The 12290-nt window shown below is 61.2% G+C and carries 13 protein-coding genes and 1 pseudogene; 9 read left to right on the top strand and 5 right to left on the bottom strand.

The window, feature by feature from the left end; translation table 11 throughout:
- The first annotated feature begins 221 nt into the window (after positions 1-221).
- The 7 genes from RCCGE510_RS31340 (at position 222) to RCCGE510_RS31310 (ending at position 7751) form a co-directional block, all read left to right on the top strand.
- Complete coding sequence (locus RCCGE510_RS31340) at positions 222-1859, top strand: ABC transporter substrate-binding protein (protein ID WP_007637149.1); 1638 nt, start codon at positions 222-224, stop codon at positions 1857-1859.
- Between the two features lie 130 nt (positions 1860-1989).
- Positions 1990-2946, top strand: a complete 957-nt coding sequence (locus tag RCCGE510_RS31335) for an ABC transporter permease (protein WP_007637147.1) — start codon at positions 1990-1992, stop codon at positions 2944-2946.
- Positions 2947-2948: 2 nt separating this feature from the next.
- Positions 2949-3908, top strand: coding sequence for an ABC transporter permease (locus RCCGE510_RS31330; RefSeq protein WP_007637146.1), 960 nt, complete (start codon positions 2949-2951; stop codon positions 3906-3908).
- Positions 3905-4912 carry an ABC transporter ATP-binding protein gene (locus RCCGE510_RS31325; protein ID WP_007637144.1) on the top strand — a complete coding sequence of 336 codons (1008 nt, stop codon included), beginning with the start codon at positions 3905-3907 and terminating at the stop codon, positions 4910-4912. Before RCCGE510_RS31330 ends, RCCGE510_RS31325 begins: the two co-directional genes overlap by 4 nt.
- Entirely contained in the window at positions 4912-5904 is a 993-nt protein-coding gene (locus tag RCCGE510_RS31320; RefSeq protein ID WP_007637143.1) for an oligopeptide/dipeptide ABC transporter ATP-binding protein, read from the top strand. The genes RCCGE510_RS31325 and RCCGE510_RS31320 overlap by 1 nt, the downstream gene beginning before the upstream one ends.
- Positions 5901-6965 carry a four-carbon acid sugar kinase family protein gene (locus RCCGE510_RS31315; protein WP_007637142.1) on the top strand — a complete coding sequence of 355 codons (1065 nt, stop codon included), beginning with the start codon at positions 5901-5903 and terminating at the stop codon, positions 6963-6965. The genes RCCGE510_RS31320 and RCCGE510_RS31315 overlap by 4 nt, the downstream gene beginning before the upstream one ends.
- A gap of 21 nt (positions 6966-6986) precedes the next feature.
- Positions 6987-7751: a FadR/GntR family transcriptional regulator gene (locus tag RCCGE510_RS31310; protein WP_007637141.1), complete on the top strand. Its 765-nt coding sequence runs from the start codon at positions 6987-6989 to the stop codon at positions 7749-7751.
- 162 nt (positions 7752-7913) lie between these two features.
- Here RCCGE510_RS31310 and RCCGE510_RS31305 read toward each other — a convergent pair whose 3' ends face one another.
- The 3 genes and pseudogenes from RCCGE510_RS31305 to RCCGE510_RS31295 form a co-directional block, all read right to left on the bottom strand.
- On the bottom strand, positions 7914-8441 hold the full coding sequence (locus tag RCCGE510_RS31305; RefSeq protein WP_007637140.1) for a DUF4142 domain-containing protein: 528 nt from the start codon (positions 8439-8441) through the stop codon (positions 7914-7916).
- A gap of 60 nt (positions 8442-8501) precedes the next feature.
- Complete coding sequence (locus RCCGE510_RS36115) at positions 8502-8732, bottom strand: YetF domain-containing protein (RefSeq protein ID WP_037080582.1); 231 nt, start codon at positions 8730-8732, stop codon at positions 8502-8504.
- A gap of 42 nt (positions 8733-8774) precedes the next feature.
- Positions 8775-9440, bottom strand: a pseudogene (locus tag RCCGE510_RS31295) (protein-L-isoaspartate(D-aspartate) O-methyltransferase); the annotation flags it as partial.
- Between the two features lie 180 nt (positions 9441-9620).
- Here RCCGE510_RS31295 and RCCGE510_RS31290 point away from each other — a divergent pair.
- Together RCCGE510_RS31290 and RCCGE510_RS31285 are read left to right on the top strand one after the other, a co-directional pair.
- On the top strand, positions 9621-9866 hold the full coding sequence (locus tag RCCGE510_RS31290) for a hypothetical protein (RefSeq protein WP_007637136.1): 246 nt from the start codon (positions 9621-9623) through the stop codon (positions 9864-9866).
- A 45-nt stretch (positions 9867-9911) separates the two neighbouring features.
- Entirely contained in the window at positions 9912-10175 is a 264-nt protein-coding gene (locus tag RCCGE510_RS31285; RefSeq protein WP_007637134.1) for a hypothetical protein, read from the top strand.
- A gap of 54 nt (positions 10176-10229) precedes the next feature.
- Here RCCGE510_RS31285 and RCCGE510_RS31280 read toward each other — a convergent pair whose 3' ends face one another.
- Together RCCGE510_RS31280 and RCCGE510_RS31275 are read right to left on the bottom strand one after the other, a co-directional pair.
- Positions 10230-11030, bottom strand: coding sequence for an SDR family NAD(P)-dependent oxidoreductase (locus RCCGE510_RS31280; protein ID WP_007637132.1), 801 nt, complete (start codon positions 11028-11030; stop codon positions 10230-10232).
- Between the two features lie 12 nt (positions 11031-11042).
- Positions 11043-12212 (bottom strand): zinc-dependent alcohol dehydrogenase, encoded by a 1170-nt coding sequence (locus RCCGE510_RS31275; protein WP_007637130.1) that lies wholly within the window; start codon positions 12210-12212, stop codon positions 11043-11045.
- Positions 12213-12290 lie beyond the last annotated feature (78 nt).

Genomic DNA, 12290 nt, shown 5'->3' with positions numbered 1-12290 from the left:
ATTGCGGTGCTTTTGTCAAGAAGACAAAATGCGTTCTTTCTCGATGGAAAAATTATCTAATTGTTATTGCTATCATATTTTTCGCCATAAATTTTGCTGTAGAAAGAAATGCGATTTTTTGTTGACATATTTACAATAACGAGAGAACGATACGGGACGGATTGTGCTGCGCCTGGCAAGGGGCAGGGAGAGCGCTGCCGAATTCACCTGGGAGGAATGCCATGTCTTTAGATCAATCGGATAAAACCAATATATCGCGTCGCAACGCGCTGAAGCTCGGCCTTGCGGCCGGCGTCGGCCTCACCGTGTTCGGGATGAATGCCCGCATCGTCATGGCTGACGAGGGCCAGGTCCTCAAGGTCGCACATCCGGCCTTCGACCAGGATTGGTCGCCGCTGCGCGGTGGCGGCAGGACGTTCCGCTGGAATTCGATCTGGTGGGCCGCGCCGATGTATTTCGACAGTCAAGGCAAAATCAAGCCTTACGTCTTCACCAGCTGGGAATCTGCCGACAACGCCGTCTGGACGTTCAAGATCGACCCCAAGGCCGTCTTCTCCGACGGCAGCAAGATCACCGCGGCCGATGTCAAGGGATCGTGGGAAGTCGCCTCGATGCCGAACACCAAGAGCCAGCGCGCCGACCAGGTGCTGAGCAAGGTCAAGGGTTACGCTGAGATCGCTGCCGGCTCCGGCAAGGAGTTGACCGGTGTCGCGACACCCGACGAGGGGACGGTCGTCGTGACGCTGACGGCAGCCGATCCGATCTTCTTCATGCGCCTGGCAAACCACATCGCGCCGATCACCAAGGCGTCGCAGTCGCGCGGCAGCGACGGCGAGGAGATCGCCGACTGGTACAAGCCTGACAGCAAGCCGGCCTTCTCCGGTCCCTTCAAGCTGACGAGCATCGATATAGATGCCGGCAAGCTCACCTTCGAGCCGAACGAGAACTTCTTCGGCCCGAAGCCGAAGCTCGCGCGCATCGAGGTTACCTCGATCGAGGACAATGTGACGGCGACATCGCTGATCAAATCCGGCGAGTTCAACGCGCATACGGAACTCGTCACCTCGACGATCATCCAGGATCTCGGCCCCGAATTTTCGGCCGGCCCGCTGATCCCGACCAGCCAGCACTTCTGGTTCAATATTTCCCGGGCGCCGATGGACGATCCGAAGGTTCGCCAGGCACTGATCATGGCGATCGACCGAGACGGCCTGTTCAAGGCATCCTATCCGGACGGGCCGCACAAGAAGGCCGACCAGATCCTCAACTCGGTTCCGGGCGCCGAAAATTCCGGCTTCGAACCCTTTCCTTATGATCCGGCAGCCGCAAAGAAGCTGCTCGCCGAATCGAGCTATGGCGGGCCTGAGCGCTTGCCGAAGATCATGTTCGTCGGCATCTCGGCGCCGGCCATTCAGGCCGCCGCCCAGTTCATCGCCGAGCAATGGCGCCAGAACCTCGGCATCACTGCTGTCGACATGAAGCCGCAGCAGGATGCGTATGCCGGCCCGGACCAGAACTCGGTCCAGATCTTCCGCGACGATGTCGGCACCCGCGTTCCCGATGCCGTCTCCTATCTGGCAGGCTGCATTGCCTCGACCTCGTCGAATGCGCAGAACAAGCTCGGCGGCTACAAGAACGACAAGGTCGACAGCGCCCTTGCCGAGGCGACGACCAAGGCGGCGGATGATCCGCAGCGCATCGCTCTCGCCCAGCAAGCTCAGAAGGCGTTCCGCGACGATTGGGCCTTCATTCCGTGGTATTCTCAGGCGATGTCGCGCTGGGCAACAAAGGACGTCAAGGGTCTGGACAAGAACCTCGACTGGCAGATCGTTGAACCCTGGAACATTTCCATCGGCTGATCCTGAACGATCATTCCTGGCGATAAGCGCGCGAAGGCCGCAAGGTCTTCGCGCAAATTTCAAGTAGAGATGCGATCTGTCGGACTTTTGCGAAGGACAGAACGCATCGAACAACTGGTGGGAGGTGGCCATGCTGCGCTACGTGCTAACCCGGTTTGCCATCTGGATTCCCTCCGTTCTGGTGGTGATGCTGGCCGTTTACGCGCTGGCCTTCTATGGCGCCGGCGACCCGATCAAGCTGATCTTCCTGCGCGCACCGGGCGACGTCGCCTATAATCCGCAGCGCATCGAAGCCATCCGCGAAAGTGCTGGCCTCAACAGGCCCTTCATCGAGCAGTTCGGCCTTTACATCTGGAACCTGCTGCACGGCCAATTCGGCAACTCGCTGACGTCGGGCCGCGCCGTCTGGGCAATGGTCTCAGCCGCCGCCCCCGTCTCCTTCCAGCTCGCCCTCTGTTCCGTCGTCCTGACGACCGTCGTTGCGATCCCGCTCGGCATGATCGCGGCGCTGAACCAGAACTCGCGCCTCGACTACGCCATTCTGGGCTCGGCTCTGTTCCTCTGGGCGATCCCGGCCTATGTCGCCGGGCCGCTGCTGATGGTCGGCCTCATCGTGCTGCTGCCGGGCGCCAGCGTGCCCTATGGCTGGGGCGGCATCTTCGATGTCCGCATCCTGTTGCCGCTGCTCGTGCTTTCCTTTCAGCCGATCGCGCTGATCGTGCGGCAGACCCGGGCTGCCGTCATTGAGGTGCTGTCGGAGGATTTCGTCCGCACCGCCCGTGCCAAGGGCGTGCCGGAGATCATCGTGGCGTTGCGCCATATCCTGCGGCCGGTGCTGACGCCTGTGGTGACGCAACTCGGCCTGATCATGATCACCATCGTCAACGGCGCGATCTTCGTCGAACTGGTCTTTGGCCTGCCGGGGCTCGGACGCCTGACGGTGCAGGCGCTGATCAATTCCGACTATCCGGTCATCCTGGCGATCACGCTAATCGGATCGTTCCTGGTGATGGTGTCGAACCTTTTGGTGGATGTGCTCTATCCGCTGCTCGACCCGCGCGCCAATGATGCAAGAAGGAGCCGCTGACCATGTCCGCAATCCCTCTCTCCACCACCGAAACCGTCGAGGAACCACCGGTCAGCCTGTGGCGCGACGCCTGGTATCGGTTGAAGCGCAACAAGCTCGCCGTCTTCGGCCTGGTTATCGTCGTGATCCTCGCCTTCACAGCGATCTTCGGGCCTTACCTGACGCCCTATGACTATCTGAGCCAGGATCTCGACGCCCGCAACGCGCTGCCGTCGATGAGCCATCTTTTTGGAACCGACGACCTCGGCCGCGACGTCTTCAGCCGGGTGGTCTTCGGCACGCGGACCGCTTTCCTCGTTGCCATCATCGTCACCTTCTTCGCGGTGTTGATCGGTCTTACGCTCGGCGCGGTGGCCGGTTTCTTCGGCAACCCCTTCGACCGCGCCATCATGTGGCTGACCGACGTGACGATGTCGGTGCCCAATCTGCTGCTCGTCGTCGTCATCAACGCTTCGCTGAAATCGCCGATCACCCGATGGATGGAGGCGCGTTACCTCGAGACCCTCAATCCTTTCTACCGCCAAACGATATGGGTGGATTTCATCCTCGTCTTCGGGTCGATGGCGCTGATCTCCTGGCCGCCCTATGCCCGTCTCGTGCGCGCCCAGGTTCTGTCGATCCGCAGCCGACCCTATATCACCGCGGCCCAGGCGCTCGGTCTTTCGAACTGGGTCATCATCAAGCGTTACGTCGTGCCGAATGCGCTTGGCCCCCTGATTGTCTCGGTCAGCGCCGGTCTCGGCACGGCAATGGTGCTGGAAAGCGCCTTCAGCTTTTTGGGCGTCGGCGTCAATCCGCCAACGCCGAGCTGGGGCAACATGATCTCGGACGGTCTTCGCGTCTGGCAGCATTATCCGCATCTCCTCGCCGCTCCGGCGGCCGTGCTCGGCCTTGCCTCGGTTGCCTTCAGCTTCCTCGGCGACGGTCTCAACGACGCGCTCAATCCGCGGGGCAGCAAATGATCGACACCCAAAACACCGAACGCCTGCTCGATGTCAGGGGTCTCACCGTCGAGATCGACGGCCGCAATGGCCCGGCCGTCGTCGTCGATGGCATCGATCTTCACGTCGACAAGGGCGAGACCCTCGGCGTCGTTGGCGAATCCGGTTGCGGCAAGAGCCTGACCATGCTGAGCCTGATGCGGCTGCTGCCGAACAAGATCAAGGTCACCAAGGGAACGGCCACCTTCGACGGGCGCGATCTGCAGACGATGTCGAATCGCGAGCTGCGCAAGGTGCGCGGCGGCGATATCGGCTTCGTCTTCCAGGATCCGATGACGTCTCTCAACCCCGTCATGCGCGTCGGCGACCAGATCTGCGAGCCGCTGATCTATCACCGCGGCATGAAAAAGGCAGCGGCCCGCGCCCGCGCCGTCGAGCTTCTGCGCCTCGTTGGCATTCCCGGCCCGGAAGAGCGCCTGCAGGCCTTTCCGCATGAGCTTTCCGGTGGCATGCGCCAGCGCGTGATGATCGCGATCGGCCTTGCCTGCAATCCGAAGCTTCTGATCGCCGATGAGCCGACGACGGCGCTCGATGTTACCATCCAGGCTCAGATCGTCGATCTGGTGAAGGACCTGCGCGCCAAGCTCGGCATGTCGGTCGTCTGGATTACCCATGATCTGGCGCTGATCGCCGGCCTGGTCGACCGCGTCGCCGTGCTCTATGCCGGCACGGTCGTCGAGGATGCGCCGGTCGACGAGCTCTATGCCCGCCCCAGCCATCCCTATACCCGCGGCCTGCTTTCCTCGATCCCGAAGCTATCCGACTCGCCGGCAAGCCGGCTGAGTTCGATTGGCGGCACGCCGCCGGAACCCGGCCGGAGGCCGAAGGGCTGCCCGTTTGCGCCGCGCTGCCCGCTCGCCGAGGCGATCTGCCACGAAAAGGTGCCGCAGCTTGAACGCTTAAACGGCAGCAGCAATCACCGGGCCGCCTGTTTCGTCGTCCAGAGAATGCAGGAGGCCGCGTGATGGCTGCTCAACCGCTGCTTAAGGTCGAAAATCTGGTCAAGCATTTCCACGTCAAGCTCGGCGCCTTTGGCGAACGCTCGGCAACGGTCTATGCGCTCGACAACGTCAACCTCGACATCATGGAAGGCGAGACGCTGAGCCTCGTCGGCGAATCCGGTTGCGGCAAATCGACGACCGGCTTCACCATCCTCAACCTCTACAAGGCGACCAGCGGCAAGGTCATTTATCAGGGCCAGGACCTTGCGACACTCGGCGAAAAGCAGATGCGGCCCTTCCGCCGCGACCTGCAGATCGTCTTCCAGGATCCCTATTCGACGCTCAATCCGCGTATGACGGTGGGCGAGGCGATCGGCGAGCCGATCCTCTTTCACAAGCTCTGCACCAAGGCCGAGCTGAAGGGGAAGGTGGCGACGCTGCTCACCGATGTCGGCCTGCCCACGCGATTTGCCCAGCGTTACCCGCATGAGCTTTCCGGCGGCCAGCGCCAGCGTGTCGTCATCGCCCGGGCGCTTGCCTGCCAGCCGAAATTCATCGTCTGCGACGAGGCGATCTCGGCGCTCGACGTGTCGATCCAGGCACAGATCATCAACCTGCTGCTCGATCTGCAGGAGAAATATGGGCTGACCTATCTGTTCATCGCCCACGATCTGGCGGTGGTGCGCCACATCAGCACCCGCGTCGGCGTCATGTATCTGGGGCGGCTTGCCGAGCTTGCCAGCCGCGAGGAACTGTTCGACAATCCGCTGCATCCCTATACCAGGGCGCTGCTGTCGGCTGTCCCGGAGACCGATCCAGAGCATGAGCGCACCCGCCAGCGCCAGATCCTGCAGGGCGATGTGCCGAGCCCGCTGAACCCGCCTTCCGGCTGCCGTTTCCACACCCGCTGCCCGATCGCCATGGATGTCTGCAGCAAGGTTATTCCCGCCTGGATGGAGGCCAAGCCCGGCCATCTCGTCGCCTGCCACGCCGTCAATATGGCAGAGATTACATGACGCTGAAGGCTGCGATCATTGCCGATGATCTGACGGGTGCGCTCGATACCGGCACGCCCTTTGTCGCGGCCGGCCTTTCGGTTGCGGTCGCCATCGATGTCGAGGCGGCACAGGATGCGATCGCCACCGGCTGCGATGTCCTGGTCATCAATACCGCCTCTCGGGCGCTCAGTGAGCGTGAAGCTGCCGAGAGGGTTCGATCGGCTGCCGAAGTCATTCGTGACGCGAGACCTTCAATCGTGATGAAGAAGATCGACTCCAGGCTGAAGGGCAATGTCGCTGCGGAAAGCCTGGCGCTGGCGCTGGCGCTTGGCCTGAAGAATATCCTCGTGGCGCCCGCCATTCCCGATCAGGAACGCGTGACCTACCGCGGCTGTGTCGTCGGCCGCGGCGTCAATAAGCCGCTGCCGATCGCCACGCTGTTCGAGGGCAACGCGGACAATGTGGTCGTTGCCGATGCCGAGGATGATGGCGATCTCGATCAGATCGCCGAGGGCCATGACTGGCTGACGACGCTCGGCGTCGGTGCGCGTGGTCTCGGTGGCGCATTCGCCCGCCGGCTCGGCGAGACGGGGCGGGGGCCGATGACGGAATTTACGGCGACCCCGCGAACGCTGTTTGCCTTTGGCTCACGCGATCCGATCACCTCAGTCCAGATGAACCGGCTCGAAGCCTCGGGCGCCTTGCGCGTGCTGGCGGACGCGCCGATGGGCGAGATCGAATGCGGCGAGGGCCTGGCGCTGCCGGCACTGCTGCGCTGCACCGGCGAGATGGAGGCCGATACAGCACTGGTCGCCCGCCGCTTTGCAGCAAGCGTCAGGTTGGCCATCGACGATACCAAGCCTGAGATGCTGATGGTCGGCGGCGGCGATACGGCGCTTGCCGTTTTCCAGGCCCTTGGGGTCAGGGTGCTGGCGCCGAAGGGCGAAATCGAACCGGGCGTGCCGTGGTTCGATGTCACGGTCGCTGACGGGCGGCAATTTCGATGCGCCGTGAAGTCGGGGGGCTTCGGCAATCCGGATAGTTTGTTAAAACTGGTTCTTTGGAATCAGGCGGCATAAGATACCGCCGGGGAGAATGACGTGGTTGAAGTGAATGGCGAATCTTTGAACGCGGAAGCCGGCCCGCCGGGCAAGCCCGAACGCGGCAAGGCCGTCAAGCTGGTCGATCGCGTCTTCGACCAACTGCTCGAGCGTATCCGCGGCGGAAACTATCCGCCGGATTCACGTCTTCCCGGCGAACATGAACTTGCCTCGATGCTGGGTGTTTCCAGGCCGATCGTCCGCGATGCGCTGGCCCGCCTGCGCGACCAGGGCATGGTCTATGCCCGGCAGGGCGCCGGCACCTTCGTCAGCGCCCATGGATCGCCGACGACGCAGCTCGCCTATTCGCCGGTCAAGACGATCGCCGACATTCAGCGCTGCTACGAATTCCGCCTGACCATCGAGCCGGCCGCCGCCTATTTCGCCGCCAAGCGCCGCAATGAGCAGGCGATCCAAAAAATCGCCGGCGCCCTTGCGGATCTGCGCGAGGCGACCAGCCATCAGCTTCACCGCACCGATGCCGATTTCATCTTCCATCGCGCGGTGACGGAGGCAGCCAACAATCACTATTATACGGCGTCGATCGATGCGCTGAAGGCACATATCGCCGTCGGCATGCATCTCCACGGCCTTTCGCTGCTTGGGCCCCGCCAAGGGCTGGAACAGGTCTACGAAGAGCATAACGCCATCTACAAAGCGATCGCCGATGGCCTGCCTGACGATGCGCAAAGGCTGATGAAAGCGCATCTCGAGGGCTCCCGCGACCGGTTGTTCGAGGGCCGGGCGCTCGACCTGTCCTTCTGAGGCAGATCGGCGCTTTTTCTCAGGCCGCCCGGATCGTCGGAATGCCTGAGACGTCCACTTCCCGTTCGGCGTGCCAGGCATCATCGGCGTTGCATACTGACAGGCCGAATGACGAGATCACCTCGACCTCTCAGCCTTTCGGACGACTCTTGCTTTCCCTGCCTACTTATTGAGCTCTCTGGCCATCTCAAGGTGATGTTCCAGAGCAGGCCGGGTGCTTGCGGCCCATGCCTTCAGTTCGGGATTATCTCCTTCGTCGCCATAGCGCTTGAAGAGATCGACGGCGTCTTCGTGGGCGGACTCCTGGTCCGAGTGATATTGCTTGTTGAAATCGTCGCCCTGCAGACCGTTCAGCTTGTCGAGCATGCTTTGCTGAGCCGACGTCATGGCGCTGGGAAGGGCAGCTTTGACCTTGCCGCCGGAGACCAATGCCTTCAGTTCGTCGCTGGTCTTTTGATGGTCGGCGACCATCTGCTGCGCAAAAGCTTTCGTCGCATCGTCACCGCGTTCGACAGCCAGCTTGCTGGAGGCGATTTCGAACATGTCGCTGGTCGCTGCTTCCTTGACGAAATCCTCTGTTTTCGGCGGGACGCCGATCAGAGAATTGACGCCGGTCTGTTCGGCCGCGGATTGTGCGAAGGCCGGGACGGCAAGCGAGAGGGCGAGCGAGGCGATAATAAAGCGTTTCATCGGGATCTCCTGGGTTGATCATCCGCTCAACTATCGGACGAGCCGAGAGTTCCCCGATTGTCAGCCGGATTTCTGCTTCTTGATGATGCTGATGTTGCCGCTCACTTCGAGGATGGCAAATTCTATTTCCGTCACGCTCTCGATGCCTTCCTGACGTCGAGCCGCTTGCATGACATCGTCCTTCTGCAGGCGGGCTCCTTTGAGCGCGCGTTCGTCGTAGACGCCATCCGTCACCAGGACGGTTGGAACGCCATCGATGATATGCGCTGCGCGCGGCCACCACCTCTTCACGTAGGAGAGGCCGATGTCGGTCGTAAACTGCGTCACCTCGACCGTCGCCGTGTACCTCGGATGTGCGGCAGTCCAGGCGTCTTCGCCGATCAGAGGAACGAAGACCACCCCACCGAGATCTTCATCTTCGAACACGGCCCCGCCGCTGCGGGTAATGCGTCTCAAGCGCTGCTCTTCGCTGCGGCCGACCGGGATGATGAGTCGCCCTCCAACACCCAACTGCTCCTTCAAGGCGGGCGGCACCTGGGGTGCTGCCGCAGAAACGATAATGGCATCGAAAGGGGCGGCTTCCGGCCAGCCCTTGCTGCCATCACCTACGCGAAGGTCAATGTTGTGGTATCCGAGCGTCTCGAACCGTTCCCGGGCCTGAAGCGCCAGACTTTCATGGCGCTCGACGGAATAGACTTGCCCTACTATTCGGCTCATCAGGGCTGAAGCGTAGCCGGAGCCCGTTCCGACCTCGAGTACTTTGTCGCCGGCTTTCAACTCGGCCTTTTCGAGCATCAGGGCCACAATGAACGGCTGAGAAATCGTCTGGCCCTCGCCGATCGACAGCGGCGCATCCTCGTAGGCGAATTCCTCACAGCCTGAAGAGACGAATTTTTCGCGCGGCACCGTGCGCATCGTCTCGGTGACGCTACGATCGCGAATGCCACGACGCGTCAATTGGTGCTCCACCATGCGATCTCGGCTTTGCGTCATATCCATGGAGCAACTCCACTGTCGGCTTTGTGGCTAGGGGCAAGCTCCCGGCCCGGCAGAAGAATGGGAACAAGGGACGGCCCCGTCATTGCGATGCGCTGCCCGGTCCATGTGGGGAACTTAGTGTGAAGGGCGAAGTTCGACAGGCATATGCAAACTAGGAAATTCCGTTTCCCTGAGGTGTCAGTGTCCACGAACCCACTTATCAACGAACCGGTCGAAGACCTTGCCTCCCGCCTAGAGGCGATGACCGACGACGAGGTGTTCATGATTATGAGCGCGCTGGAAAAGGCCAGCGACATTTCCAGGGAGGACGCAGCGGAAGAGATCCTTCCCCGGATTGCTTTGACCGAAAGCGAGATCGAGCGGCGCTATCCCGGCGAGCTGCTCGCGCCCTATCGCAACTGGAAGCAAAGGCAACCGCTGCTGTGACGGCCCGACGATCTACGCCGAATTCGAAAACAGATGGAGGCAGCAATGAGCAGTTCAGAGACGACGACGGACCACGAGGCAATACAGAAATGGGCTGAGAAACGCGATGGTAAGCCGGCGGTTATCCGCGCCGGCGGCAAAGGCGGCGTGCTGCGCATCGACTTCGGAGAAAAGGAAGAGGAATTCGACGAGATCGGTTGGGACGAATTCTTCAAGATCTTCGACCAGAACAAGCTGGCTTTTCTCTACCAGGACAAGACCAAGGACGGGAAGACCAGCCGCTTCAACAAATTCGTCGAGCGCGATTAAATCCCGGGACGGCGACGTGAGGACCCGATCCCACGCCGCCTCAAGGACCTGCTCTTATTTTGTGCCGGAACCGGGCTCTGCCATTTTAGAATGTTGATGGGCTAGAATGCTTGCCGGCGTGACGTTGGCAACGGCTGCCTGTAGTTTGTTCTTCCAGCCGCTGACCACATCGCCTTCGCCATCCATCATCGCGTCATAGCCGATCCTCGCAACGTCACCGGCGTCATCCTTCTTCGCTTGGCCGATTGCAGTATCGATGAGATCGGCCCGCTTGAAGAACTCGGTCTCCGTCGCGCCCGGCATGAGGCAGCTGACGGTCACGCCGGATTCTTTCAATTCTTCGCGCAAGGCAAAGGAGAAACTGTTGATGAAGGCCTTGGTGGCGTTATAGACGGCCTGATAAGAGCCGGGCATGAAACCGGCGATCGAGCCCGTCAGCAGAATGCGGCCTTCGCCGCGGCTGCGCATTTGGTTGCCGATCGCATGGATCAGATAGATCGTGCCGGTGAGGTTGGTATCGAGCACCCGGCGCGCTTCGCTGAAATTCTGGTCGAGGAAGCCCTTGCCGAGGCCGCGTCCGGCATTGGCCATCAGCAGATCGACGGAGCGGCCGCCGGCAGTGATGCGCTCGACAAGGCGATCCACGCCTTCAAGCGTCGAAAGGTCGGCTTCGACGGCATCCACTGCCGTACCGAACTGCTTGAGATTTTCTGCCGCCAAGTTGATGCGCTCCTCATCGGCGGCGATGAGGAGATCATAGCCGTCCTGTGCCGCGCACTTCGCAAGCTCGTAGCCGATGCCGGTCGATGCGCCGGTGACAACGGCGAGGCCCTTGCCTGTTTGACCTTGGCTCATGATGCTTCTCCTCTAAGGTTTCAGAACGACCTTGATGCATCCGTCCTGCTTGTCGCGAAACGTCTTGTAGAGAGCCGGACCGTCTTCCAGCGTGCCGCGATGAGTGATGACGAAGGCCGGGTCGATTTCCCCATTCTGAATACGCTCCATCAGGATCGGCAGATAATGCTGGACCGGCGTCTGGGCCATCTTGAAGGTCAGACCGCGATTGATGGCCGAACCCATCGGGATATTGTCGAGGAAACCACCATAGACGCCGACGATCGAGACAGTGCCGAAGTTGCGGCAGCAGTGGATGGCCTGGCGAAGCACGTGCGGACGGTCGGTTCCCATGAACATCGCCACCTTGATGCGGTCGAGGCGCGAATCCCAGCTGGCAGCTGCTTCTGCTTCGGTTCCAACGGCGTCGATGCAGGCGTCGGCACCGCGGCCATCCGTCAACTCCATGATCTGGTCGTAGATGTCCTTATCCATGAAATCGAGCGGGATGGCTCCGGCCGTTTTCGCAAGGGCCATGCGCTCAGGCACGGCATCGATGGCAATCACCCGCGCCGCGCCGAGCAGGAAAGCTGAGCGAATTGCCATTTGGCCGACGGGTCCGCAGCCCCAGATCGCGATCGTATCGCCGGGCTGAATATTGCAAAACTCCGCCGCCATGTAGCCGGTCGGGAAAATATCCGAAAGGAAGAGCACCTGCTCGTCAGAAAGTCCGTCCGGCACCTTGATAGGTCCGACATCGGCATATGGCACGCGCAGATATTCCGCCTGTCCGCCGGCATAGCCGCCAAGCAGATGCGAGTAGCCGAAAAGTCCCGCCGGTGAATTGCCCCACAGTTTCGTCACCTTCGAGCGATCGGGGTTGGAGCGCTCGCAACCGGAATAAAAACCGCGCTTGCAGAAGAAGCATTCACCGCAGGAAATGGTGAAGGGGACGACGACGCGATCGCCGACCTTGAGCTTCGTGTTCTCCTTGCCGACCTCCACGACCTCGCCCATGGTCTCGTGGCCCATGATATCGCCGCTGTGCATCTCCGGCATGACGCCGTCGTAAAGATGCAGATCGGATCCGCAGATCGCGCAGGCCGTTACCTTGATGATGGCGTCCCGACCATCTTCAATCTGAGGATCAGGGACACTGTCGCAACGAATATCATGCTTGTCGTGCCAGGTAAGGGCTCTCACAACGGTTTCTCCTCAGCAGTCGTTGATGGCGCCCAACCTCGATGTCGGAGAAATGTTCCCATCGATCCCTATGCGGGG

The sequence above is a fragment of the Rhizobium sp. CCGE 510 genome, assembly GCF_000292525.1.
In the GTDB taxonomy this organism is placed as follows: Bacteria; Pseudomonadota; Alphaproteobacteria; order Rhizobiales; family Rhizobiaceae; genus Rhizobium.
This window is presented reverse-complemented; position numbering and strand designations above follow the sequence as displayed.

Coding starts and splice junctions, on each gene's coding strand:
- RCCGE510_RS31285 (WP_007637134.1), top strand. CDS start 9,912: ATGAGCAGTTCAGAGACGACGACGGACCACGAGGCAATACAGAAATGG.
- RCCGE510_RS31320 (WP_007637143.1), top strand. CDS start 4,912: ATGGCTGCTCAACCGCTGCTTAAGGTCGAAAATCTGGTCAAGCATTTC.
- RCCGE510_RS31325 (WP_007637144.1), top strand. CDS start 3,905: ATGATCGACACCCAAAACACCGAACGCCTGCTCGATGTCAGGGGTCTC.
- RCCGE510_RS31305 (WP_007637140.1), bottom strand. CDS start 8,441: ATGAAACGCTTTATTATCGCCTCGCTCGCCCTCTCGCTTGCCGTCCCG.
- RCCGE510_RS31330 (WP_007637146.1), top strand. CDS start 2,949: ATGTCCGCAATCCCTCTCTCCACCACCGAAACCGTCGAGGAACCACCG.
- RCCGE510_RS31335 (WP_007637147.1), top strand. CDS start 1,990: ATGCTGCGCTACGTGCTAACCCGGTTTGCCATCTGGATTCCCTCCGTT.
- RCCGE510_RS31340 (WP_007637149.1), top strand. CDS start 222: ATGTCTTTAGATCAATCGGATAAAACCAATATATCGCGTCGCAACGCG.
- RCCGE510_RS31280 (WP_007637132.1), bottom strand. CDS start 11,030: ATGAGCCAAGGTCAAACAGGCAAGGGCCTCGCCGTTGTCACCGGCGCA.
- RCCGE510_RS31315 (WP_007637142.1), top strand. CDS start 5,901: ATGACGCTGAAGGCTGCGATCATTGCCGATGATCTGACGGGTGCGCTC.